Source organism: Aquimarina macrocephali JAMB N27, assembly GCF_000520995.1.
Lineage (GTDB): Bacteria > Bacteroidota > Bacteroidia > Flavobacteriales > Flavobacteriaceae > Aquimarina > Aquimarina macrocephali.
In genome coordinates, this window is the sequence record NZ_JACA01000049.1 from 1 (window position 1) to 26,824 (window position 26,824).

The window sequence follows — 26,824 nt, forward strand, 5'->3', positions numbered from 1 at the left end:
TAAGAAATAATATAAATAAAAGCTACTGTAATAGGTAGCTTTTGTCATTTTAAGAAAAGTAACCTAATGAGTCTTCAATATCATCGAGAGTCTCAAATTGTTCTCCAAAGAAAAATACACAGTACATAAATTGAGTATCAGTTGTTTCCCGACCCAACAGCAAGAGTTCTTTTTGTGTTTTTACATTTTGTAATCACAACATTTTTATGGGAGCTATACGCCTTCATGAGCAGCACTTTAAATTCTGTGGCATGATATATGTAATGTTAAAAATAACGACGCTATTATACTAACTTTTTAAAATAATCCCAAATCAGTGCTGTTAGAGTTTTGAAAACAGCGTATGAAATTATAAATTTGAACACCTAAAATAAATTGCTATGATCTACCGAATAAACCTTCAGAACGTAAAGAAAATATTACTTATGCTAGTGGTTTCTTGCTTTTTTATACAAGTAAATGCACAAAACGAGCTTGTTTCTATTCAATCTATTAGTGACCAGGAGTTTGAGGTAAGGAGTCTTAATGGTATTCCTTTTACAGTAGTTCTGGAAGAAAGTAATAATGATGGGCAATTTCATTTAGGGATCAATAATAGCCTTACTTTTAAGGTTGGGGATATGATTGCCAAAAGAAGTACCCTTAGGATTGTATTTGAAGATGAATTGTACCACTCTTTAGAAAATAAATTGATCAAGCAATATCAAAAAGACTTACAATGGATCGAAAACTTACTCGGTGTTAAAGAAGGTGAATTTAAAAAACTTCCATCACGTCCCGTTTTTTCAAATAATGGTTTAGAGAAACTAAAAGGTACAGTATTTGAATATGTTAATACCGACCAAAAAGAAGAAGACTTCTATAAGTGGATAGAAAAGATAAACTATTCTGTTGGTGCGGTACAATATTTTAGAGACTTATTTGCCGCATCTAATGGTGAGAATAATGAGCAAAGACGTCATTTTTTACCGATTAATATATACGAAGAACTTCAGAAAAGCAGATAAAGTTAATCTACTTATCCGAAAAGGAATGGAGCTTTATTTCATATAAAAGACCGAACATAGTTCAGTCTTTTATAAATATATACTACTCGTATTTAAAACTCTATTTTGATAGCAACTGCAATTCGATTAATACTTACAATAAGCATTAGACTCTAGATTCTGTACATTAATACGTGGGTTTTTAGTTACAATTGCATTCATAATTGTTGTTTTTTGATTGTATCAAGTTTAGAAAAAGGTAGTAATGTATTTAGTTTACATTAGTATCTTTCTTTACGAGTTCTAGTTTTACGGTTATCTCAATGTCTTCACCTACAACCATACCACCATGTTCTGTCTTTGCATTCCAGGCAACTCCAAAATCGGTTCTATTTATAATTCCGGTAATCTTAAATCCGGCTTTAGTATTGCCATTACCATCGTTTGCTATGATTCCACCATGAGAAACATCTAGTGTTACTTTTTTTGTTATGCCTCGCATGACTAAATTCCCTTTTAACTGATACCTCTTTTTACTTTTCTTTTTAAAGGACGTACTGGTAAAAGTAATTTCAGGATGTTTTTCGACATAAAAAAAATCTTCTGATTTTAAGTGACCATCTCTTTTAGCATTATCGGTATCAATAGAGCTGGCATCGATCTCGAAAGTAATTTCTGCGTCTGAGAAATCATCCTTGTTACTTATAAAACTTCCGTCAAAAGAGTTAAAGCTTCCGTCGACCTCAGAGATCACTAAATGTGAAACCGAAAAACTAACTTTTGAATGATATGGATCTACTTTCCAGGTAGTTTGTGCAAATGAGTATGTTGTTGCTATAAATGCGATTAATACTGCTAATCTCTTCATTTTATAATATTTTAATATTCTGATTTAGTTTGTGTAATAGAATTTTTCGTTGATGATTTGACCGTTTTCCCAACGTTGTATCGCTAATTGAAGATAATTTCTGGTTCCCCATTCTTTATGATCAAAATCAAAAGCCCATTGTACAACAGAGATAGTATCATTGATCAATACATTTGTTACTTCGGCATTTCTAAATTGAGTGATATTACTTACAAAGGCTTTTTCTAATTCTCTATTGGCATCTTTACCAAATGTAGGAGGGTTTTCATTTTCTTGCATGATTACATCATTTGCATAAAATTTTTCAAATGCTTCTAAGATTAGACCTTTTTTGATCATGGCATTAAGGGCCATTACCTGTTCTTTTACATTTGTTTTTGTTACTTCTGTCATGAGTATCTTTTTTTATTAATAATACTACAAAGATGTAACGAGATTAAAAGCTATGCATTCACTTAGGTTAACTAATATTGGAGGTGCTGTTTTTATTGAAAATTTGTTTACGAATACGACTTAAAGACTGAGGTTTTATACCTAAATAAGAAGCAATTAATAACTGAGGTACTTTTTGAATAATTTCGGGATGCTCTGTTACAAGTTCTAAATAACGCTGCGGTGCAGACTTGCTTGTAAGTCCAGAAATACGTTGCAAAGTACTTATATAAGCTTTTTGGATAAGGAGTCTTTGAAAACGTTCAAAAGCGGGAATAGTATCACAGGTTTTTTCAAAATTATCTTTGTTTATAATAATGAGTTTGGTTTCTACAATCGCTTCAATATTTAATTTTGAAGGTTCTCTAGAAAGGAAGCTGTACAAATCAGCAATCCAATAATTTTCTAAGGCAATTTGTACAACATTTTTTTCACCTTTTTCATCAATTGAATACGAGTATAGTCCACCCGAAACTATAAAAGCAATATAATTAGCCACTTCACCTTCATTTAAGAAATGCTCATTTTTGTTTACCACAATAGACTTTGTTTGAGCTAAAAACTCTTCAAATTCAGTTTCGGTAATCGTAGTTTTTTCTAAAATGTTTTTATACAGCAGTTGACTCATATACTCTTTTTGTATAATGTATGTTTAATAATGATTAGCCAGTTTAAATGTACTTATCTTTTGAGTTGGTAACGCTTAAAATTTTATTATTTTTTTCTCTCTTACTATTGCTCTTCCTATAGAAAAATCTCTGCAAGTCCATTTCATGTTTTCATATAGTTCAAGTATTTGCAATTACTATGAGTTACTTTTATTTTTGGTAAAACTCTTTTATAGTAATGTTTTTTTCTTTTGTCAATCTTTTTAACTCCTTTAAAAGATAATATCGATGCATAAATCCAGTCAAAACAACAATTCTTTTTCCTTTGTTCTGCTCAGAAATTTTCATAATGTTTTTCGCCATGGTTTGATTTCTTACATCCCAAAAATCTGCCCATAGTTGGTAGCCGTCTCTATAACTTATTTTTTCTCCATTGGGTTTGGTTAAAAAACGATTTTCAAATTCATTACGAACATTTGTGATTTTTGGAATCATTTGATATTGATAAAATTGACGCTGCTCACAAATGCTATCTGTTTGAGGATTGTTAAAGTTTTCTGGGGATTTCGAAGCACGCACTTTTAATGGTTCTAAAAGGGCAGTATAGGTGTTAAAAATTTTTGATTGAGATGCGGTTAATAATTTTGCATTATTTAACTGTCTAGAAGCTTTAGTGTTAATCTATCTGTAGGACGCATTCCTTTGTCAATTCTATATTGATTTCTACCTTCAAACTCATAGGGCCGTAAATGCGTTTCCGGATATTTCTCTATATACATTTTAGAAGCCATCCCTTCATTTTCATTATACGGTTTATTAAATTTAAAATCAGGAGTAAAAAATGAAGAATCTATTTCGTGTAATATAAAATCTGGTTTAACTTTTTCTAAGATATTAAAAAGTATTTCTGGGTTATAGTTAGGCGCAGGTTTGTGTAAGTTACCAATAACAATTATTTCGGTTACCTTTTCTGTTTTACAAGAAAAAATTGTTGCTGTTATTAAAAGAAGAGTTATTATTTTTTTCATTTTATTCTTAATGTTGCTATTTTAATTCCAATAATGTTTATGAGTGTTTAAAATCTACTTCTAGTAATGAAAAAACCTCGCTGTCTAAATATTTTCCATCGAAATAATAATTTTCTTTAAAATACCCTTCTTTTCTAAACCCTAATCTGTGCAATAGCTTCTTAGAGCTTTCGTTTTCAGGATTTACATTGGCTTCAATACTATGCAGGTTTAGGTTGTTGAATCCAAATTTAATTAGCTCAATCATTGTTTCTTTCATAAAGCCTTTACCCCAAAATTGAGGTTTTAAAGTATATCCTATTTCAGCTCTATGATTTTCTCTAAGTATTCTCCAATATGAAAAATCACCAATAAATGTGTTTGTTGATTTTTCTATAATAGCCCAAAATAGCCCGTTTCCTTTTTTATAGGTTTCTATGTTTTTTGAAATAAAATTTTTAGAATCTTGTACTGTTGTATGGGGATTTGAATCCATATACTTCATCACATCTTTATCTGTTCGAATACTCTGAATATCTGAAGCATCACTTATAATGATTTCTCTAAATATGAGTCTTTCGCTTTCTAGTTGAGGAAAGTCCTGAAAATAAATATCATTAATCATTTTTCTTATTTTCTGTAATTTGATTTGTTATTAAGGTATAATTCTCGTCTTGTACCTCCTTCATTAAACAATTCGCGCATTCGCTCTTTTTGTCCTTTGGTAAACATAAACATAGCATTATCATTTACATAATCCATAAAATTCATAAACATATCATTACTACCACAGGAAAATTGAGGATGAACAGGATGGCCTGTTCTTGATTCATACTGTGAAGGCGTATCTTCTACTTGATCAGAAGATTCACAATCTTTGTCTTTTGCAAAAATATGTTTAAGATTTAACCAATGACCAATTTCATGAGTAGCAGTTCTTCCAAACTTATGACCATCTGCCAAAGGCTCCAGAGTTCCAAATACTCTTGGATCCATGACTACACCGTCGATTCTTGGGTCAGATCCAGGAGGATTAGCATATCCTGGGAGCCCTAAATTACCTAAACGATTTGAATAATCGGCTATCCAAATATTTAGATATTTATGGTTTGGCCAAGCATCTTGACCACCTTTATTAGAAAAATATAATAAACGCTCTTCAATACTTTCTATATCCTCATGCCCATCAGAGGCAACAACCATACTTTCGGTTCTAATTATACCAGTAGTTGGATTTTCGCTTGGGTCTATGGTTGCCAATTTAAATTCAACACCTACATCGGCTACTAAATGCTTAAACTCGCCAGGCGTGTTTATATGATCGGGGTTTAGCTTTCTAAAATCTTGATTTAATACATCGATCTGAGATTGTATTTTCTCATCGCTAATCACAAATGGGTTTGGACTGTAATTAATCACATGGATTACTACCGGAATTGAAATTATTTCTTCCGGAGGAACATTCGTTGGTTCTTCAGGAAGAGTAGGTACATTAGTTTTGTCACAAGCGTTAAAAAAAAGTATAGAAAAAAGGAACGTTAGAATAGTGGTAGACCTGGTCATTGGATATGTTTTTATAAACTAGTTGCAATTGGTATTTAATTCTTGATAATCAGACTTTGTGAGGTTAGCAATGTTCTGTGCACTATCTATTTTAATACAGAATAGATTTGGGTTTCTATCTATGATTAGAAAAATCAATTTTTGAAGATAACTTACATCGAATTCGGTAAGTAAATTGCTGGAAAAATAAAGCGTATGAATATTATTATTTTTTTCAAGGTCAATGCTCTGAATTTTGTTGTCTGAAAGTGCTAATGTTTCCAATAGGATATTTGTACTAAGATCTAACTTAGAGATTCTATTGGTTTGTGCTAAGATGGAGGTTAAATTTACGGCACCTTGAGTGTCTAGGGTTGTTATATGATTATTTCTTATAAATAACGTTGTTAGTGTGGCATTTTGAACACTTAGTTCTTCTAATAAATTAGTAGATAAACTTAACCACTTTAGTTTAATGGCTTTGGGTAATCCAGTAATCGAGCTAAGATTATTCACACTAAGATTTAATTTGATCAATTCGGTATTATTGCTAATATCAATACTATCTATATAGTTTGCAGAAAGGACTAACGTATCCAATTGTGTATTGGATTTTAAATTTACTGCAGTTAGATTGTTTCCTGCTGCATATAGTCTTTTCAGGTTTACAAAGCCTTCAATTCCTGTTAAATCACTAATTTTATTAGCATTGAAACTGCTTAAATCTATAGTGCTCACCTCACCAGCATCAACTTTTAGCATACGGTGGTTAATCTCATTGTCAGAATCGATACCTAAACTTATCAGTTTTTTTTCAAACTCCACATCTGGAATATTGAGATAAATATTGTCTTCTGACTCTTTTTCATTGTCAGAAGAACAAGCAATAACTAGATATAATGAGGTAATTAAAAATAGTAGCGGTTTTAAAAGCGTTGTATACTTGTGAGACAATAGGTATTTTGTTTTCATTAAGCGTTTTTATATTTTGGATTGCATTGTTGTTATTGTGTAACCGAACTATTCTCTTAGTTTTTTATTTACATCACCTTTTACATCACTCCCAAATTCCGCTTCAATTAATTCAAGCAAGTCAAAAGTTCTTCTAATCTTATTTTGATGTGTTTTTTCCAATATAGTACTGAATGCTTTTCTACCTATTAAATTTTCCAACTCATAAAGTAAATAAGCCCCTTTATACGTTACAACCTGTTGGTACTTCGCATTGGATTTTTTTATCTGATATATAGGAGGGAGGTTTTTAATGGTCTTTTTTAATTCCTCGATGTTTTTAGAAAAATTAGCTTCACCATATTGATGTCTTTGCAATATAACAGACGAATACTCGGCAAAAGATTCATTTAACCAATCCTCCCATGTATTTACATCCGCCTTATTCCACCATAGATGTGCTATTTCATGAGCTAGTATTTTATCATTTGCAACACCAAATGAATCTTTGATTGAGAGTGAAATAAACTCCTTTCTTGCATAAGAAGTTGATCGGTTAAATCGATTCACGGCAATTGTAAGGCTGGCTGCATTAGATTCACCTAACACTTTATTAAGCCTATTATGATATAATTGTAAACTCTTTTTTAACGCTTTTGTACTTGAACTGTCTAAATTTAGATGATGAATTTTTATTTTTCCTTTGGCAACTATAATTGTCTTTAATTTGGAAGAGATAATCAGAGGTATATCCAAAAAAGGGATATTTTGTTTGATCTCCCAAATATTCTCTTTATTTGAAACTGTTCCAGAGCCAATAAGCTTATAAGTATTTGGCAATTCAATATTTAAGTTGTAACTAAAAAAACCGTAATCTAAATTAAAAGGAAACCATGCTGTATATAGGTTTAGTTCTAACCAATCCTTATTGTATAAAAACCTTTTGTCTTGTATACTGTCTAGACTATACGCGTATTTTAATGTCAATTGCTTATTATTAATTCCCTTACTTTGAATTAGAACAGCTTTATCTTCACCAACAAATGATTCTTCCAGTATTTGAAACGGTATTACTTTTGAATTTGAAGAGGCTTTTAACGAGTTGGCAGACCGGTGGATGTATAACTTTAATTGATCAATATCTGACAAATCATCTAAAGAAATCGTGAAATCTGCAATTACTTCACGCTTATCCATGTCAATATGGATATTGCCTTCATAGTGCTTAATGGTTTGTGAAGTTAATGTGACAGAATTCAGTATTACTATGATAATTAGTAACTGTTTTTTGATTCTTTTGCTTAGCATAGGTGTTGAATTTATAAGATGCGAGATGATGCATTACGTTTACTTCTATTGATTATATATTATTACTCATTCGTTTTATTAGTCAAATAAATTGATGATGAGTGAGATGTTAGGGTTCAAAGATTTCTTTATGACTTTATTGAAAGCAAAACTGATAAATTTACATTGAATAAAAATTGATCTAGGTCACTTTTTCATGCTATTTACTTCTTTAGAATATATTTTTTAAAGAGGCTTCAATTTTAAAAAAACCTTTTTGTTTTTTGTTTGGATCATGTCTATACAGTTTTTGAATTATAAGTACAAAGATGTAAGCGAATTATATGTAATGCATTCACCTAAGTTAATTAATGAAGTATTGTGGTAATAGTTAAGAAAGCTTCACTTGACAAAGGTTTGTTGCCAGGTGAAGTTTAGAGCCACAAGAAAAATAACTTTTATTTATATACAGAAAAAAACAAATCTATTTGCCAATACAGAAATTTGCAAAAATATTTCCGAGTAAATCATCACTGGTAATTTCTCCTGTAATTTCACCAAAATGGTATAATGCCTGACGAATATCTATGGCCATTAGATCTCCCGAAAGTCCGGTGTCTAATCCGTATTGTACTTTCTGTATTTCTTCTAAGGCTTTTAGTAAAGCATCATAGTGACGAGTGTTGGTAACAATAGTCTCATTATTGCGTAAAGCACCAGTGTTTACAAACTCAAGAAGTTTAGCTTGCAATGCTTCAACACCAGTATTTTGTTTTGCTGAAAGCAGGTGGATATTTTCGATTTCAGATGTCAGAGTTGAAATTTGATTATCATCAAGTTTGTCTACTTTATTAGCAACAACAATCAGCGGCTTTTGTGGGTACTTATTTTTGATCTTTCCTATTTCTGTTTTCAGTTCTTGAATACGATCAACGGTTAGTAGAGAACTATCGACTAAATAGATAACTACCTGTGCTTGTTCAATTTTTTCAAATGTCTTTTGGATACCGATACTTTCTACTACATCTTTGGTTTCTCTTATTCCGGCAGTGTCTATAAATCTAAAACCGATTCCACCAATATTAATTTCATCTTCTATAGTATCACGAGTCGTTCCTGCAATGTCAGACACGATAGCTCTTTCTTCATTTAGTAATGCATTAAGCAAAGTAGATTTTCCAACATTTGGCTCTCCAACAATAGCTACCGGAATCCCATTTTTGATAACATTACCAACAGCAAAAGAATCAATAAGACGTTTTAATACGTTTATAATTCTGGCGATTAGATCCTTAAACTGAGTTCGATCTGCAAATTCTACATCTTCTTCGGCAAAATCTAGCTCTAGTTCTATTAAGGAAGCAAAATTAAGGAGTTCATCTCTTAATTTTTGAATCTCATTAGAAAAACCACCCCGCATTTGTTGCATTGCGATTTGATGAGAAGCTTCAGAATCAGAGGCAATAAGATCTGCCACAGCTTCGGCTTGAGAAAGATCTAGTTTTCCATTAATAAATGCACGTAGTGTAAACTCTCCGGCATTAGCCATTCTACATCCTTTCCGTAGTAATAATTGAATAATTTCCTGTTGGATATATACAGAACCGTGACAAGAAATCTCTATTGTGGGTTCTCCGGTATATGAATTAGAGTCTTTAAAAATAGAAACCAAAACTTCATCAAGCGTTCTATTCTTATCAACAATATGCCCCAAATGAATAGTATGACTTTTTTGAGTACTTAACTCTTTTTTGCTAATAGATTGAAATAGAGGAGAACAGATAGTAATAGCCTCTTTCCCAGAGACGCGAATGACCGCTATAGCCCCCGCTCCTGATGGGGTTGCTAATGCTACTATGGTATCTTGTGCAATCATATATTTTATATATATAAGAAGCAAAAATAGGCATTAATAAATGTATTTTAAATTTTGGTTGCCAAACTTTTTTGAAGAGTTGTTTTTCTTTTCTATCTTGTAGCAGGAAGAAGAAAAAATACTTACAGTATTAACCAACTTATTCCCTTCGGAAAAAAAAGAATAAGAGAAAACCGCTGGTTTTTGATTGATTAAAAATTGGATGACCAGTTAGTGGAATACAATTTTGTAGCAACGAATGATGCTGCAAGAGTTTTTGTACTAACTAAATTTAATGTCTAATCTAATAATTTTTTTAATCTTATTCTTATGAACTCAAACAACACAAACTCAATTCACATTAATGATCGGTATTCGGTACACCGAATATGTATGCTATTATGCATCATTTTTATGCTACCATTTATTAATTTTGCTCAAGATGAGCTGCCACGACATTATACAAAGTATAATATGGAAATAAAACCTGATGGCAGTCAAAGTAAAAGCAGTTCACAAATTATTACGGAAACCATATCAGAAAAAGGAGCTACGTGGTTACGTTTGTTTCTTAAAGATGTAAATCTGGGAAACAAAAGTACGTTAACCATTACATCAGCATTAGACGGGGCTACACAAACATTAACATCCAAGACCATCAAGGACTGGAAAAATACTACTGCTTATTTTAATGGTGATAAAATAACTATAAAGTTAACTGTAGCACGAGGAGAAGATGCTATAGGTTTTACTATTAATGAGGTAGGGGTTGGTGAAAATGATCCAGGTTCAAAATCTCAATGTGGTTCAACTGATGATAGAGTAGATTCTGCTGATAATGCTATCGGACGAATAGTTCCTATAGGTTGTACTGGTTGGATTATCACTAATGGTAGACTGGTTACTGCGGGGCATTGTGTAGGAAGCAGAGCACAACTTATAGAATTTAATGTGCCTAAATCTAACCCAGACCGTACGATTGTACACCCTGGACCAGAAGATCAGTATCCAATAGGTAATTTTGTGACGCCATACACAAATAACCCAAGTCAGGCTAATGATTGGGCAGTATTTACGGCTAGCGCAAATTCACAAACAGGCCAAACACCTATACAGGCACAAGGTAAATCATTTAATGTAGTACAAAGTGCTCCTGGAAATAATATAACAATAACAGGTTTTGGTACAGATACAGGTGTTGATAACCAGACACAGCAAATCCATACAGGGCCATTATCTTCTGTTACAAACACGTTTGTAAGATATAGAACAGATACAACTGGAGGAAATTCAGGAAGCCCGATAATAGATGCAGCGACAGGAAATGCAGTAGGGGTTCATGCCTACGGAGGATGTTCTGGGTCTGGAGGGTCTAATTCTGGAGAAAGGGCTACAATACCTGCTTTTTGGGATGCTATGGGGCTTGATGGAAACCCACCAACCGATGAATGTACAGGAGATATAGCTTCTTTCCCTTACAGTGAAAGTTTTGAGGGTAATATAGGAGCTTGGAAACAAGTCGGTGGAGATGATTTAGACTGGACCGTAAATTCTAATGGTACCCCTTCTAGTGGTACCGGACCAAGTGGTGCTGTAGATGGTAGTTCATACATATATGTAGAAGCATCTGGAAACGGTACAGGGTTCCCTTCTAAAAGAGCGATCCTAAATTCACCTTGCTTGAATTTTACTAGCCTTACAACTCCTAAACTAAGTTTTCAGTACCATATGATAGGTAGCGCAGTGGGAACATTAACTGTCGAAGCCAGAACAAATAATACCGGAACCTGGACAAGTGTATTTACCAAAACAGGAGCACAGGGAACAGATTGGAATGCTGCAGATGTAGACCTTTCTACATATGGTGGTAATGCAAGTGTACAGCTAAGATTAAATGCCGTAACAGGAAGCAGTTGGCAAGGAGATATTACTATTGATGCGCTAAAAATTACTAATGGTACGGTAACACCTCCAGTATGTACAGCCTTAGACTTTAATGATTTTACAATCACAGCATTCTCTAATCAGGATACTGCAGGCAATTCTTCAATTCAAAGTGGAGGAGCAGCGCTTTCTTTACAAAATAATACCTGGAAATACATTGCCATGAATTATACTGTAACTGCTAATACAGTAATAGAGTTTGATTTTAGTAGTACTTCTGAGGGAGAAATTCACGGAGTTGGTTTTGAAAACGATAATACATTAACCTCTACAAGATATTTTAAAGTTCATGGTACCCAAAATTATGGTGTAACGAACTTTGATGATTACTCCAGTGGTACAAAAACGTATGTCATTCCGGTAGGGAATTTCTATACTGGTAATATGGATAGACTGGTCTTTATAAATGATAATGATGCAGGTAGTGGCAATACTTCTGTTTTTAGCAATGTGAAAATATATGAAGGTTCTTGTGGGCAATCTGCAACTTCTGAAACTTTAATAGCTCAGTTAGAATCAGTTTCACCAATTCTTGGGGATGAGAATGAAGGTGATCTTGCAGGATTAAGTATAAAACCAAACCCTGCAAAAGATGTCTTTTCATTGTATTTAAGTCAATATGCAAAAGGAAATATATCTGCAACTATTTATACGATTCTGGGAAGTAAAAAAGCTCGGATAAGTATGCAACCAGGGATCAATACGATCTCGGCCCGAAACCTATCATTGGGTAGAGGGATTTACTTGATTAAAATCGATAGTAGTACTGGGGAATCTGCTACTAAGAAACTAATCGTGAATTAACACTGTATATAGAAGACATTAGATTTATTAATTAGTAAACACCTCGGCTTTTATGTCGAGGTGTTTTTTTTAGTTAAATATTAAGGCGTTAGACATGTTACTGTAACAAATTGCTATTTTTATCGTCATATAAGTATAGATTGCTAATATTTTTAGCAACTGTATCAATCATCAATCAAAAACGTAGAAACCATGAGACAGGACAGATCATTACTAGTTATTACCCATTTATCACAATTATTAGACCTTATCACAGGATTCGGAGGATTTATAGTGCCTTTGATATTGTGGTTAACCCAAAGAGAAAGAGTTTCGGCAATGGATGAACATGGAAAGTCGATTATGAATTTTCAGATAAGTATGTTTATTTATGCAATTATCTGTATTCCTTTGATATTATTATTTGGATTGGGGTTACTAGGGTTAGCGCTTATTGCACTATTATGCTTTATATATCCTATTATTAATGCAATAAAAGTGAATAATGGAGAAGAACCTTCATATCCACTATCTATGCAGATTATTAAATAATACTAATATGAAGTAATGCATAACAAAATAACTATAGTTTAGATATCATATTTAGTAGTGTATCAATAGATTGCCTGAATGTTTATTCAGGCTTTTTTTTTATCATTTTTATAGTTCTTCAAGAATGATAACATTCTTGTAAAACAGCAGGATAGCAAAAATTTTGAGAGCAAGTGATCAGAAAAATGGAATTTTTGTACTGGAAAACCGTAGAATAATATAGAAATAAGAAGATATTGTTTTATATTGTTGTAATGGTTTTTTTGACAATATGGGGTATGTGTGTGGAAATTTTTAAAATAAATATAATTATTCTGTTAATTTTTTGGAGTACTGATAGTGTTGCTCAAAAAGAAGAAAAGATTGAAAAATCAACTTTAGAAATTGACAATACCATTTATCGTTTGATAAGGAATGATAGTATTGTCGAGGCCAGAATTTTTTTAGATACAATTTTTAATCATAAGAAATCAGAACCTGATGATGAGTTTTTGTTGTCCTATAATTATAACTACGGACTGATTTTTATGACTTCGGGAAAACCTAATGAAGCATCAAATTATATATTTAGAGCTAAGGAAATTTCAAAAAAGATACCAGGTAATTCTTATGAATCAAACATCAAAGTAGTTATACTAAGACTGTTTAGAGAAACAAATAGGTATAAAGAGCTAGATAGTCTATATCAGAAGTATCTTGATTATAATGAAGAGAGTCAAAATGGTATTATATTTTTTCATCATCTTGATTATATCATAAGTGAAATGAATAGAAGTAACTTTAAACAAGTGATTTCTACTTCAAGAAAAGTGCTATCCGATCTTGATGAGTATGATTATACAAAGATGTCAAAGGAAAGTATACATGTCATTAATGATGTTGTGAGAAACGAGCTAAAGATATATTTCGCAATGGCATTAATGGAAAAAGGTATAGATTATCAGAAATCGTATCAGTTGCTAAATGAAACAGAAAGAGATTCTCTCTTTTTTGTACAAAGAGAACGAGACGAGTATTTAAGGTTGATACAACAATACAAAGCACGCTATTTTTATAAATACAATAAAAATATGGACTCGGTGTCGTATTATCAGGCACTATCAAATAAATATCAGGAGACTTACATTAAAAAATTGAAAAGACGTGCCTCTAATGCTGATATTTTTATTTATGAAATTGCCAAGAATAAAAAAGATATTGAGCAACTTTCTATTATCAATGAGAAAAATATTCAGATTCAAAAAAGTTATTTTCAAGTCAGTTTTTTGACAGGCTTTTTGCTGTTGTTGACAACTATTTTTAGCGTTTATGTGTATAGATCTAACAATCATAAGAATAGAATTAATGAAGAGTTGAAAGAAAAAAATGCTGAGTTGTTAACTGTTGATGAAGAACGCAACCAATTTTTTTCTATAATGAGCCATGAATTAAGAACGCCCATTTATACGATACAAGGATTGGTAGAAATTATAGAAAATACAAAGAATCAAAAACAGAGGAAAGAATTTTTAAGTACACTAAAATTTTCGAATAATCATTTATCAGGATTGGTAAATAATGCTTTAGAATATTCTAAGTTCCGCCTGGGAAATGTGAGGTTAAATAAAGATGCTTTTTCCTTAGATGAAATGCTAATGAATATTTGTAATTCGTTTTCATATCAATTGCGTAAGAGTAATACAAAATTGCACATCGAAATAGCAGATGATGTAGAAACAAATGTTCTGGATGACCGTTTAAAACTTTCTCAGATTTTTATCAACCTTATTTCTAATGCTATTAAATTTACTACAGATGGAAATATCTGGATCGAGCTTGTACAAATTGCAAGTTTCGAAAATATGATTAGACTTCGTTTTACAGTGAGAGATGATGGGATTGGAATTAAAAAAGAATTGGTGTCAGATGTGTTTGATGGGTTTAAAGGGATACATCATATAGATAAACATAAAGGAGGCTCTGGGTTAGGGTTGTATATAGTAAAACGGTTTATAGAAGATTTGTATAAATCCTCAATAGTTGTAGAATCAGAAGAAGGTAAAGGGACTTCATTTTCTTTTGAGATTGAAATGGAACGAAACCTAAAAAATACAAAGGCACCGATCGTAAATGATGAAGATTATGCTAACGTACTAGATGGTTATAGCATGTTGGTTGTAGATGATAATACGATTAATCTAATGATTACAAAAAAGGTTTTAGAAAGTGCAGGGGCGATATGCACAACAGTAGATAATGGTTTTGATGCTATACTATTGATACAAGAAAAAGACTATGATGTGGTTTTTATGGATATTCATATGCCAGAACAGGATGGTTTTGAAACGACCCAAAAAATAAGAGAGTTTAATAAAGATGTTATTATTATGGCATTAACAGCCGTTGATTTAGAAAGGGTGGTTACAAAGGTTTATCAATCTGGTATGGATGGGATTATTACTAAACCATATAAACGAAGTGATTTATTTCAAAAAATCTTGTCCTTTTCTCTAAAGAAAGATTAAAAAAATGAGTTTCCTGTACTATAGGAAACTCATTAATTAAAAACAGTTTGGATCCTACTATTTTTAATGTTGATTAATTCTAAAATCAGGATAGGCATCCATGCCATGTTCGTGACTATCCAATCCATCAATTTCTTCTTTTTCTGAAACTCGTATTCCTATAGTTTTCTTAAGGGTAAATATGATAGCAAAAGCTGTTGTTAGGCAAAAAAAACCTACAATAAGCACTCCAAGTCCTTGAACTATGAACTGATCAAAACCGGCTTTATCTCCAAAAAGACCTACGGCCAAAGTTCCCCAGATACCACAGATTAAATGAACAGCTATGGCGCCTACAGGATCGTCTAGTTTTAATTTGTCTACTAATGCTACTCCAAATATGATGATTATACCAGCGAGTAAACCAATAATTACAGCTTCGTTTGGAGACATTAAATCAGCTCCGGCTGTTATTCCTACCAAGCCTCCCAGAATACCATTTAAGAACATAGTAAGATCATAGTTTTTGTATAGGATTGTAGAAAGTACAAATGCTCCAATTCCACCTGACGCCGCTGCGAGACAAGTTGTTACTAATACTAATGATGTGCTAGCAGGATCTGCAGAGAGTACAGATCCCCCGTTAAATCCAAACCATCCTAACCAAAGAATAAGCACACCAGCTGCTGCGAGAGGTATATTGTGCCCGGGAATAGCTTGTGGTCTTCCTTCAGAACTAAATTTACCAATCCTTGCACCTAATAAGATGATTGCTATCATAGCAGCCCATCCACCAACAGAGTGTACAAGTGTAGAGCCGGCAAAGTCATAAAAACCTTTAGCTTCTCCAATTTTTAATGTAGATAAAAATCCACTTCCCCATTGCCAAGAACCTACTATAGGATATACTAAACCTACATACAGTATAGTAAATATCATAAATGCTCCCAATTTAATACGTTCTGCTACAGCGCCAGAAACTATAGTAGCAGCAGTGGCAGCAAACATTCCTTGAAATAAGAAATCTGTCCACCAGGTATACCCTCCGCTAGCATATTCTGGGGTCATTCCGTTCTCGGGAGGGGTAATGCCAAACCCCGCAAATTTTAAAAAACCAAAATCTCCATCCTCAAATCCTGGATACATAAGATTAAAACCACCGAGGTAGTATAATAATAGACCTACACAGATGATAAATACATTTTTGAACAATATGTTAATTGTGTTTTTTTGACGAGTTAATCCTATTTCTAAAAAAGAAAACCCTAAGTGCATGAAAAATACAAGTGCGGTACACACCATCATCCATACATTGTTTGTGGTTAAAAGTTCCATAGTTTAATTACTATTAAAATTGTTTTTAGTTTTTGATTGGTTAATTTTTGTGACCAGTGAGAGGTGTTAGTTTAATGTTTCTCCACCTTTTTCCGAAGTACGAATTCTATAAGCCTCTTTGATGTCAGAAACAAAGATTTTTCCGTCACCAACTTCCCCGGTTTTTGCAGCTTCAAGAATTGCAGAGATTGCAATTTCTTCAAAATCATCATTTACAACAATAGATAGATATCTTCTTTGAATATCTGTTGTACTATAAGAAATTCCTCTGTAGACACTTCCTTTTTGTTCATGTCCAACTCCAGTTACGTCCCAATACGAGAAAAACATAATACCTTTATTGTGTAAGGCTTCTTTTACAACTCGATATTTTGATCTCCTGATAATTGCTTCTATTTTCTTCATAAAGAATAAAAGTTAAAATTAATACTGAATTCGATTCAAAAATATAATATTTTGTATATAACCTTGTGATAAATAGGGTATGGATAAGTATTTTTATCATTTTATGTATTTTAACCCTAATTTAATTAGGGTTAAATATTATTTGTGATAAAAAATATCAATTTGATACTTGTGTGTATTCGAAATCTTATCGAAAACGTTTTCGTTAAAATCGATTGATAATCAGTTGTCTGTGATTTTGCTTTAATTCTTGATTTATTTATGTTTTTTGACAAAAAACGCATTGTCAAATTCATAATTAGAAGCTCTTATTTTGTGATTACTTTATTCAAGAAGGGCTTTTTTTATGTAGCTCAAAAAAGTGATTGCGAAAGCTGTTTTTTTCTTTCTCTATACTTAATGATTTGTTAATTTCATCTGCTTGAAACACTTTTAGATCAGAAAATATGATGAAGAAACAAGGAATGTATCTACCAGAATTTGAGCATGACGCATGTGGTGCAGGATTCATTTGTAGCTTGGAAGGGAAAAAATCAAATGATATTATTCATAAAGCATTAGAAATTCTTGAAAAATTAGAGCATCGAGGCGCTGTAAGTGCTGATGGAAAGACAGGGGATGGAGCAGGAATCCTAATTGATATTCCACATGATTTTTTTATTGAGCATTGTAATTTTGAATTACCAGCAGCCGGAGAATATGCGGTAAGTAATGTTTTCTTACCTAAAAAAGAAAATCAAAGACAGTTTTGTATAGATACCTTCGAAAGAAATATCATCGATCAGGGGCTTGTTTTATTGGGGTGGAGAGATGTTCCTGTTGATCATATTCATATTGGTGAAATTGCAGCAACGACAGAACCATTTATAAAACAAATATTTATAGGTAAAGAAAATGAAGATCAAAGCTATTTTGATTTTAATTTAAAACTATTTATAGCAAGGAAAGCAACAGAGCATACAATATATGAATCCAAATTATCAGAAAGTAAATTTTTCTATTTACCTAGCTTGTCGACAAAAACTTTAATATTTAAAGGCTTATTGATGCCAGAGGATATTAAGTTGTACTATAAAGATTTATTGAATCCAAAAGTAGTAACCCGATTAGCTTTGGTACATCAACGCTTCTCGACCAATACATTTCCAACCTGGGATCTTGCACAACCTTTTCGTTATATGTGTCATAATGGTGAGATTAATACCTTAAGAGGAAATATAACCAGAATGCGCTCTAGAGAAGAACTATTGGAGAGCGATTGGTTTGGGGAGGATATCAAAAAAACACTTCCAGTGGTATTAAAAGGTAAATCAGATTCTGCTTCTATGGATATGGTTGTAGAGTTGTTATTAATGACAGGGAGATCACTCCCTGAAGTAATGATGATGATGGTGCCTGAAGCTTGGGAGAAAAACCCAGAAATGTCTGAAGTTAAGAAAGCCTTTTATGAATATAATTCTTGTTCTATGGAGCCATGGGATGGCCCTGCATCAATTCCTTTTACAGATGGTAATTATATAGGAGCCGTGCTGGATAGAAATGGATTAAGACCTTCTCGTTATAGTGTAACCAAAGATGGATATGTAATCATGTCTTCAGAAACGGGAGTAGTGGATCTCGAACCAAATAATATAGAATATCACGGTAGACTGGAGCCAGGAAAAATGTTCTTGGTTAATATGGATGAAGGTAGAATTGTAAATGATGAAGAGATCAAAGAAGAGATTGCAGCAAAGCATCCTTATCGAGAATGGTTAGATAAAAACCTGGTGCATTTAAAGGATATACCGTATAATGATTGTCCTTTGTTTTTAGGTGAAGAAACTGTTGCTAAACGAAAAGAAGTATTTGGATATACTCAAGAAGATATCGACACTATTATTTCTCCTATGGGGCAATTAGGAAAAGAACCTATTGGTTCTATGGGGTCTGATACACCAATTGCAATACTTTCTGAACGTCCGCAATTGATCTATAATTATTTTAAACAATTATTTGCCCAGGTCACTAATCCACCATTAGATGGTATTCGCGAAGAATTGATTACTGATATCAGTTTAACATTGGGATCTGATCATAATATATTTAATATTAATGAGAAACACTGTAATAAACTAAAGATCCAAAACCCTGTAATATCCAAAGAAGACCTGGATAAAATCAAAACCTACACAGGTAAAGGGTTTAAATCTACTTCTATATCAATGTTGTATAACATTAACAAAGGATTAAATGGTCTTGAAGATGCATTAGAAATAATGCTCAAAAATGTATCAGAAGCTATTGATAAAGGAACGAACATAATCATACTTTCTGATAGAAATGTGAGTAAACACAGGGCGCCAATCCCTGCTTTATTGGCATGTTCCTACGTCAATAGTGGATTGCAAAAATTAGGAAAACGATCAAAAGTCAGTACTATTATTGAATCTGCAGAACCAAGAGAAGTACATCACTTTGCTTTGTTGTTTGGATATGGAGCTAGTGCAATTAATCCATATATGGTAAATGAGATTATAGGAGAGGAGATAAAAGAGGGTAACATTTCTGGACTTACTTTTGAAGATGCTATATATAACTATAATAAAGCAGTAGGAAAAGGAGTATTAAAAGTGATGAATAAAATAGGTATTTCTACCTTAAACTCATACAGAAGTTCCCAACTGTTCGAATGTATAGGTATTAATACCAAAGTCGTTGATCAATACTTCCCAAATACCGCAACACGTATTGAAGGAATCGGATTGTATGAAATCGAAAAAGAAATCTCTAAACGCCATAAAAAAGCTTATATAGGACAGGAAGTAGGCGGTAATTTAAGTTTAGAAATAGGAGGGCAATATAGATGGAGACGTAATGGAGAAAAACACCAGTTTAACCCTTTATCTGTTGCTAAACTACAAAAATCAGTTCGGGATAATGATTCTGAAACATATGCAGAATATGCAAAATTGATTAACGAACAATCAAAAGCACTGATGACCATAAGAGGAATGTTGGAGTTTTCTAATTATGACCCAATTTCGATAGATGAGGTAGAGCCTTGGACAGAGATAGTAAAACGTTTTAAAACAGGAGCTATGTCATATGGGTCTATTAGTAAAGAGGCTCATGAAAATCTTGCTATTGCAATGAACCGTATCGGAGGAAAAAGTAATTCTGGAGAAGGGGGAGAGAATCCTCTTCGTTTTTATAAAGATGTAAACGGAGATTGGAAAAACAGTGCGATTAAACAAGTGGCTTCTGGTCGATTTGGGGTATCATCAAACTATTTGACGAATGCTGCTGAGATTCAAATAAAAATGGCTCAGGGGGCTAAACCGGGAGAAGGAGGACAATTACCAGGGCCAAAAGTAAATCCCGAAATAGCTAAAACCCGTAATTCTACACCATATGTAGGATTAATTTCACCACCACCACATCATGATATTTATTCTATTGAAGATTTATCGCAGTTAATTTATGATCTGAAATCTGCAAATAGAAATGCCAGAATAAACGTGAAATTGGTGTCCGAAGTTGGTGTAGGTACTATCGCAGCTGGAGTTGCCAAAGCAAAAGCAGATGTGGTACTAGTTTCTGGATTTGATGGAGGTACCGGAGCATCACCATTAACATCATTAAAACATGCCGGACTCCCATGGGAACTCGGTATTGCAGAAGCACAGCAAACATTGGTTGGTAATAACCTGCGTAGTCGTATTGTACTAGAGTGTGACGGACAGTTAAAAACCGGTCGGGATGTTGCGATAGCATGCTTGTTGGGAGCAGAAGAATTCGGTTTTGCAACTGCACCTCTGGTAGCATCAGGATGTGTAATGATGCGTGTATGTCACTTGAATACCTGTCCGGTTGGTATTGCAACACAAAACCCAGAACTACGCAAAAAATTTAAAGGTAAACCAGAACATGTGGTAAACTATATGTATTTCGTGGCTCAGGAGTTGCGGGAGATTATGGCGCAGCTAGGGTTTCGTACTATTAATGAAATGATAGGGCAAGTAAGTAAGTTAAATCATAAAAAAGCAATAGACCATTATAAAGCAGCAGGAGTAGATCTTACTCCAATTCTTCATCAAGTGGAAACACCTTATGGAGTGGATATTTATAATACCGAAAGTCAGGATCATGGTTTGGAGAAATCTATAGATTTTGAAATAATAGAACAAGCACACCCAGCACTCTTCCGTAAAGAAAAAACAGCTTTAGATTTTGATATTTGTAATACTGATCGAGCAGTAGGCGCTATCTTAAGTAATGAAATATCAAAAATATATGGGGCACAAGGATTACCAGATAATACTTTGAAATTGAACTTTACAGGAGCAGCAGGACAAAGCTTTGGTGCGTTTGCAACCAAAGGGTTGACTATGGTAGTAAATGGAAATACCAATGACTATCTCGGAAAAGGACTTTCGGGAGCAAAACTCATTATTAAAGTACCCGAGGAAGCTACTATTATTCCTGAAAATAATGTGATTACGGGTAATGTAACTCTATATGGGGCTACAGCAGGAGAAGTGTATATCAATGGTAAAGCTGGAGAACGGTTCTGTGTACGTAACTCTGGAGCAAAAGCTGTAGTTGAAGGAATTGGTGACCATGGATGTGAGTATATGACAGGAGGTGTTGCAGTAATTCTTGGAGAAGTAGGTAGAAATTTTGGAGCCGGAATGTCTGGTGGGATAGCGTATATCTATGATGAGAAAAAAACATTTGAAGCACATTGCAATAAAGAAGCGTTAAACCTGGATCCTGTGATAGAGAAAAAAGATATTGAGGAGTTAAAAACGCTAATCGAGAATCACTACAATACTACCTTAAGTCCTTTGGCCCAAAGAATTTTGGAAAACTGGGGAAGTGAATTATCAAAATTTGTCAAAATCTTCCCTGAAGAATACAAACAAGCATTAAAACGATTAAAAGAAGAAAAACTAGCACAAGTATAAAACGATATTGAACATGGGAAAGATAACTGGATTTTTAGAATTTGAAAGAGAGATAGAACAATGCCAACCGGTAAAAGATCGTATCAAAGGGTATAAAGAGTTTACTGTTGGAATGCCAGAGAAAAAGCTCAAAAATCAAGGAGCACGCTGTATGGATTGTGGGATACCATTTTGTCATAGTGGATGCCCGTTGGGTAATCTGATTCCTGATTTTAATGATGCCGTGTATCGTGGTAGATGGAAAAAAGCAGCAGAAATTCTGCATTCAACCAATAATTTCCCTGAGTTTACAGGGAGATTATGTCCAGCACCATGTGAAGAAGCTTGTGTATTAGGTATTAATGAAGATCCTGTAACTATTGAGAATATAGAAAAGAATATCGTAGAACAAGCTTTTGAAAATGATTGGATTAAGGCTAATCCTCCAAGCGAAAGAACAGGTAAGACAGTAGCTATAATTGGATCTGGCCCCGCTGGATTAGCAACTGCACAACAATTAAACCGTGCCGGACATTTGGTAACCGTTTTTGAAAGAGATGAAAAAGTGGGAGGATTGCTACGCTATGGTATTCCTGATTTTAAAATGGAAAAATATGTGATTGATCGTCGTGTTACTATTTTAGAAAAAGAAGGTATTATTTTTAAAACGAATGCTCATATAGGAAAAGAGATCAAAGCAGATCAGTTAAAAACTGATTTTGATGCTGTAGTATTGTGTACAGGAGCTACAGTTCGTCGCAATTTACCAGTTAAGGGGACTAACCTTAATGGAGTAGTGCAAGCAATGGATTTTTTACCTCAGAATAATAGAAGAGTAGATGGAGTAAAAGATTTGGGAGAAGAAATCCTGGCTACAGGAAAAGATGTGATAGTAATTGGAGGAGGAGATACCGGATCAGACTGTATTGGTACTTCTATACGGCAGGATGCAACTTCTGTGACTAATTTTGAGATTATGGGTAAAGGAACTATAGAACGCCCTTCAGATCAACCCTGGCCATTTTGGCCAATGCGTTTACGCACAAGCTCATCCCATCAAGAAGGGGTAGCTCGTAATTGGAGCATCTCTACTAAAGAATTTTTAGGAGATGAAAACGGAAATCTAAAAGGGCTAATCACTACCGAAGTAGAATGGGTAAAAGAAAATGGTCGTTTTACCTTAAAAGAAATTCTGGGTACAGAAAAGGAGTGGAAATGCGAATTAGCATTATTAGCATTGGGATTTACGGGATCAGAACCTACTATTGCAGAGCAATTAGGAATTAATATGGATGCAAGAACTAATATCAAGGCAAGTGAAGAAAATTATGCAACTAATGTAAAAGGGGTTTTTGCTGCAGGTGATACCCGTAGAGGACAATCTTTAATTGTTTGGGCAATTGCAGAAGGTAGGCAAGCTGCATATCACATAGATACCTATTTGATGGGATCGTCTAATCTGCCACTTAAAGGAGAAGGAGATTTACCTAGGGTATAAAAAGTATGAAATACTCCTTAATTTGTCATTTAGTGAGCGGTGCAAAGTGGATGATTAAGGATTATAAATAATCAGTAATACAGTTTTATTTATAATTTTAACATTATTAATCAAAAATCAGCAAGTTTTGTATTATAATATGGTAATATAATGCAGCTTTTGTGTTAAATAATTATATAATTTTTAATAATAATTTTAAACTATATAATTATGTTAACACACAAATTCAAACTCAGTATTTTTTTGGCCACTATTTTACTATGTATTAGTTGTCAAAATGATGGTTTAGATCAGGAAGATTTAAATCAAGAACAACAACCATTGTCTAAAGAAGCTACAGCTACTTTAGATTATTTAATTGAAAGAGGATTTTCTAAAGAAGATCTTATACCAAATTTTAAGGATGAAGCTTTTATGCAAGGTGACATGATGATTCCTTTTGCATTAAAAAGTAATAGAGACGCGAACCCACCTAAAAAAGGAAGTATTCAGGAGAAAAACCGATGGTTTTTTGGTGGAGTTGGAGTATACTATAGTAACTCCAGAGATATAAGGTATTATGTTGAAAATAACTATCCAAGAAACTTAGAGTACGCACTTTCCTGGGCTGCTTGGCATTGGAGTGTTTCAAGTCGTAATATTAATATAAGTAGAACTTATAATAGATCGAGTGCAGATATTTTGGTAGGATCTTGGTATAACTCTAATGAAGGCGCATGGGCGAGAGCATTGTTACCTGATGGTAGAGGGAATGTTGGCGCCTGGATGAGAGTAAATACAGCTAAACCTCATCCAGGTGATGAATCTACAATGGCTTTGTTAATACATGAATTAGGGCATAATATTGGTTACCACCATTCTGATCAAACTTATGGAGGTCATATACCGGGTACTAATGGTGTAGCTTATCATCAAAGTAATAATTGTGGCTCTGTCATGAAAAGCTCAATATATACATGTAATTGGAGATTTAGTTCAACACCTGGATGGTCGAGAGATGATAGAACGGCTATCACATGGGCTTATGGGAATTAGTAATTCTAACTTTTAATGTGTTTTACTATCTAAACACCTTCATAACTTTAATTAAGATGGCCCTATAATAATTGTCATATAGAGTGTAAATGTTAACCTTGCCTGAATAATGTATAAATTAATCTTTTAGTATTCAGATACGGTTATATTTACACTCTTGTTAATAGTGGAGCAGCATCCATAATGGTTTTTTAATCTATATCGTAATACGAAAAGAAATAAAGAAAGCCTCTTACTAGAGGCTTAAAACGAGTCGTTTTTATAACAAATTATAGACTTGTGTAACGATTACCAATGTTACCGCATATTATTTCTTTTGAAATTTCAAATTTGTTACCCTTCCGGTGTCCAATCTAAAGCCTGAAACTTTACCATAACCGTCTGTCTTAAAATGAAAAACTCCATATTCTTCATTAGAGAAAAGGTTCACCATAATCGAATTGAGAGGTGAAATTTCGATTTCATTTATATAAAGTATTAACAATTTATTTTTTATTTTTAATGTGTAATTAATATCTAATTCTTTGCTATAATAAGTACCTACAAAATCAATTAATTCCTCATTAGTATAATCTTTTGGATGATATTCTTTTGAAATTATCGACTTTCCTCCATTTACACTAAAAAACATAGTATAATTTCCTTGTTCATTTTTGTCAAATTTCACCAGTACATCAGATCCAACATTAATCATTTTGAACTCATGCTTACTGATAGGAATTAAGTCACTTTCATTAGTCTCAGACCTATAATATCTTAGAGTGTCATTCTTTACATAAAGCTTTCTAGTATACGAACCTTCATCGTTCCAATAATGTCCCGAGAACTTTTCAAGATCGCTAGTTTTTAAATGTACAAATCCTTGCTTATTATTGACTTTTTTACCTTGGTTTTCAACTTCATCATTTATGAAATTTTCTTTAAGAAACATATCAGTGATTTGAAAGGATTTACGCGTTGGATTTGCGTCATCTCTGTTGGCTAATATAATTACAGAAAACTTCTGTTTAGGAAATCGTATTAATTGTGCTTGATAACCGGCAAGGGCCCCGCCATGACTCACAGTTTTTAATCCCTTATAAATTCCATTATTCAATGCAAAAGCATATCCACTACTTTCTCCATTATTTAAAAGCCCTTCTTCATGCATTCTTTCAATAATTTCTTGTCCTCCTTTTCCAAGTTTATTATTATAAAAATTCTGATCCCATAAAAACAAGTCCTCTATGTTTGAATATACTCCACCAGAGCCAACAAGGTCAAATCTCATAATTAAATTATTAAATCCCTCTCCATTACTTTTTCTGTTATAACTGAAAACACGATTTTTAATCAGATCAGTATTATCATCGTAAAAAAGTGTATTTTTCATACCTAGAGGCTGGAAAATATTCTCATGTGCAAATATTTTTAGGGATTGACCAGCCACTTTTTCTACAATCATCGCCAACATGAAATAGCAAGAATTGCTGTATAAATGTTTTTCTCCTGACAAAAAATTTAGCTCTTCCTGTTTTTTTATAAGTCCATAGATCTCATCTACATTTGTATCGTCAAGATAGTTTTTGCCTTTTAAATACATAAGGGTAAAATAATCTCTAACACCACTTGTATGATGTATAAAATGTCGAATAGTCAAAGGAGTATCATATTCTGGAAAATCAGGAAGGTATTTTTGAATTCTATCATCTAAGTTTAGTTTCCCTTGTTCTTCGAGAAGTAAAATACTAAATGTTACAAACTGCTTAGAAACAGAACCAATATAAAAAACAGATGAAGGAGTTATTTCTATGTTGTGTTCTAAATCACCAATTCCATATCCATTGGAATAAATCAGCTTACCATTTTTAATAATTCCTATGGCACCCCCTGGAACATCAGGTTTATTCCATTCCGAAAAGAGGTTGTCTATTGCTTGGCTTTCTTTAGGCTGTCCAAATGAGCAAATAGAAAAAGAAAGAAGGAATAATAATAAATATTTTTTCATAATCTGTTTTTATTAATTGTTGTTAACGGTTAGTATAAAAATTTTAAAAATTAGTAGGAGGTGCAAATTTTCTACAGGAAAATGAGCCTTAGTAAACAGGTAATTAATTTAGGTAAAAAATCAGCAATTGTTTATATACTTTGCTGCCAGACGGTATATTTTTTAGGCTTAGTTTTTAGCACGATTTAGGTCTTAATTTTTCAATTTAGTTTTTATCGTGTCAGTTTTATCTTCAATTGAGTTCATCCATTGTCAAATATTTTAGCATGGGTAATGATCATAGAGCCATTCCTGTTTTTTGATTGATTGAATTTTGATTAGTGTATTATATGTATTTA

General features: G+C 33.0%; 20 protein-coding genes. 7 read left to right on the top strand and 13 right to left on the bottom strand.

The window, feature by feature from the left end; translation table 11 throughout:
* Positions 1-380: 380 nt before the first annotated feature.
* Positions 381-1,007 carry a hypothetical protein gene (locus tag Z054_RS0122810; RefSeq protein ID WP_024772343.1) on the top strand — a complete coding sequence of 209 codons (627 nt, stop codon included), beginning with the start codon at positions 381-383 and terminating at the stop codon, positions 1,005-1,007.
* Between the two features lie 250 nt (positions 1,008-1,257).
* Here Z054_RS0122810 and Z054_RS0122815 read toward each other — a convergent pair whose 3' ends face one another.
* The 10 genes from Z054_RS0122815 to mnmE all read right to left on the bottom strand — a co-directional run bounded on the left by Z054_RS0122815 (position 1,258) and on the right by mnmE (position 9,557).
* A complete protein-coding gene (locus tag Z054_RS0122815; RefSeq protein WP_024772344.1) occupies positions 1,258-1,854 on the bottom strand; it encodes a YceI family protein in 597 nt (198 codons plus the stop codon).
* 24 nt (positions 1,855-1,878) lie between these two features.
* Positions 1,879-2,247, bottom strand: a complete 369-nt coding sequence (locus tag Z054_RS0122820; RefSeq protein ID WP_024772345.1) for a SnoaL-like domain-containing protein — start codon at positions 2,245-2,247, stop codon at positions 1,879-1,881.
* Between the two features lie 67 nt (positions 2,248-2,314).
* Positions 2,315-2,914 (bottom strand): Crp/Fnr family transcriptional regulator, encoded by a 600-nt coding sequence (locus Z054_RS0122825; RefSeq protein ID WP_024772346.1) that lies wholly within the window; start codon positions 2,912-2,914, stop codon positions 2,315-2,317.
* Between the two features lie 190 nt (positions 2,915-3,104).
* Positions 3,105-3,473 (bottom strand): hypothetical protein, encoded by a 369-nt coding sequence (locus Z054_RS29060; protein WP_024772347.1) that lies wholly within the window; start codon positions 3,471-3,473, stop codon positions 3,105-3,107.
* Between the two features lie 74 nt (positions 3,474-3,547).
* The gene (locus tag Z054_RS0122835; protein WP_024772348.1) at positions 3,548-3,922 is read right to left on the bottom strand and encodes a hypothetical protein; all 375 of its coding nucleotides are present in this window, start codon (positions 3,920-3,922) and stop codon (positions 3,548-3,550) included.
* A gap of 37 nt (positions 3,923-3,959) precedes the next feature.
* Positions 3,960-4,526, bottom strand: a complete 567-nt coding sequence (locus tag Z054_RS0122840) for a GNAT family N-acetyltransferase (protein WP_024772349.1) — start codon at positions 4,524-4,526, stop codon at positions 3,960-3,962.
* 5 nt (positions 4,527-4,531) lie between these two features.
* Positions 4,532-5,464, bottom strand: coding sequence for a M43 family zinc metalloprotease (locus Z054_RS0122845; RefSeq protein WP_024772350.1), 933 nt, complete (start codon positions 5,462-5,464; stop codon positions 4,532-4,534).
* An 18-nt stretch (positions 5,465-5,482) separates the two neighbouring features.
* On the bottom strand, positions 5,483-6,415 hold the full coding sequence (locus Z054_RS0122850; protein ID WP_024772351.1) for a leucine-rich repeat domain-containing protein: 933 nt from the start codon (positions 6,413-6,415) through the stop codon (positions 5,483-5,485).
* Between the two features lie 48 nt (positions 6,416-6,463).
* The gene (locus Z054_RS0122855; protein WP_152538654.1) at positions 6,464-7,702 is read right to left on the bottom strand and encodes a M1 family aminopeptidase; all 1,239 of its coding nucleotides are present in this window, start codon (positions 7,700-7,702) and stop codon (positions 6,464-6,466) included.
* A 463-nt stretch (positions 7,703-8,165) separates the two neighbouring features.
* Complete coding sequence (gene mnmE / locus Z054_RS0122860) at positions 8,166-9,557, bottom strand: tRNA uridine-5-carboxymethylaminomethyl(34) synthesis GTPase MnmE (RefSeq protein WP_024772353.1); 1,392 nt, start codon at positions 9,555-9,557, stop codon at positions 8,166-8,168.
* A gap of 453 nt (positions 9,558-10,010) precedes the next feature.
* Here mnmE and Z054_RS0122865 point away from each other — a divergent pair, with 453 nt between their 5' ends.
* From Z054_RS0122865 to Z054_RS0122875, 3 genes are all read left to right on the top strand, one after another.
* Positions 10,011-12,284, top strand: a complete 2,274-nt coding sequence (locus Z054_RS0122865) for a trypsin-like peptidase domain-containing protein (protein WP_161635327.1) — start codon at positions 10,011-10,013, stop codon at positions 12,282-12,284.
* 192 nt (positions 12,285-12,476) lie between these two features.
* Entirely contained in the window at positions 12,477-12,815 is a 339-nt protein-coding gene (locus Z054_RS0122870) for a DUF4870 domain-containing protein (RefSeq protein ID WP_024772355.1), read from the top strand.
* Positions 12,816-13,099: 284 nt separating this feature from the next.
* Positions 13,100-15,319 (top strand): hybrid sensor histidine kinase/response regulator, encoded by a 2,220-nt coding sequence (locus Z054_RS0122875; protein WP_161635328.1) that lies wholly within the window; start codon positions 13,100-13,102, stop codon positions 15,317-15,319.
* Between the two features lie 63 nt (positions 15,320-15,382).
* Here the strand turns inward: Z054_RS0122875 and Z054_RS0122880 are convergent, their stop codons facing one another.
* A complete protein-coding gene (locus tag Z054_RS0122880; protein WP_024772357.1) occupies positions 15,383-16,633 on the bottom strand; it encodes an ammonium transporter in 1,251 nt (416 codons plus the stop codon).
* A gap of 66 nt (positions 16,634-16,699) precedes the next feature.
* Entirely contained in the window at positions 16,700-17,038 is a 339-nt protein-coding gene (locus Z054_RS0122885; RefSeq protein ID WP_024772358.1) for a P-II family nitrogen regulator, read from the bottom strand.
* Positions 17,039-17,484: 446 nt separating this feature from the next.
* Here Z054_RS0122885 and gltB point away from each other — a divergent pair, with 446 nt between their 5' ends.
* The 3 genes from gltB (at position 17,485) to Z054_RS0122900 (ending at position 24,499) form a co-directional block, all read left to right on the top strand.
* On the top strand, positions 17,485-21,987 hold the full coding sequence (gene gltB / locus Z054_RS0122890) for a glutamate synthase large subunit (protein WP_024772359.1): 4,503 nt from the start codon (positions 17,485-17,487) through the stop codon (positions 21,985-21,987).
* 13 nt (positions 21,988-22,000) lie between these two features.
* Positions 22,001-23,464, top strand: a complete 1,464-nt coding sequence (locus tag Z054_RS0122895; protein WP_024772360.1) for a glutamate synthase subunit beta — start codon at positions 22,001-22,003, stop codon at positions 23,462-23,464.
* A 210-nt stretch (positions 23,465-23,674) separates the two neighbouring features.
* The gene (locus tag Z054_RS0122900; protein WP_024772361.1) at positions 23,675-24,499 is read left to right on the top strand and encodes a zinc metalloprotease; all 825 of its coding nucleotides are present in this window, start codon (positions 23,675-23,677) and stop codon (positions 24,497-24,499) included.
* Between the two features lie 307 nt (positions 24,500-24,806).
* Here Z054_RS0122900 and Z054_RS0122905 read toward each other — a convergent pair whose 3' ends face one another.
* Positions 24,807-26,486, bottom strand: a complete 1,680-nt coding sequence (locus Z054_RS0122905) for a serine hydrolase domain-containing protein (RefSeq protein WP_024772362.1) — start codon at positions 26,484-26,486, stop codon at positions 24,807-24,809.
* Positions 26,487-26,824 lie beyond the last annotated feature (338 nt).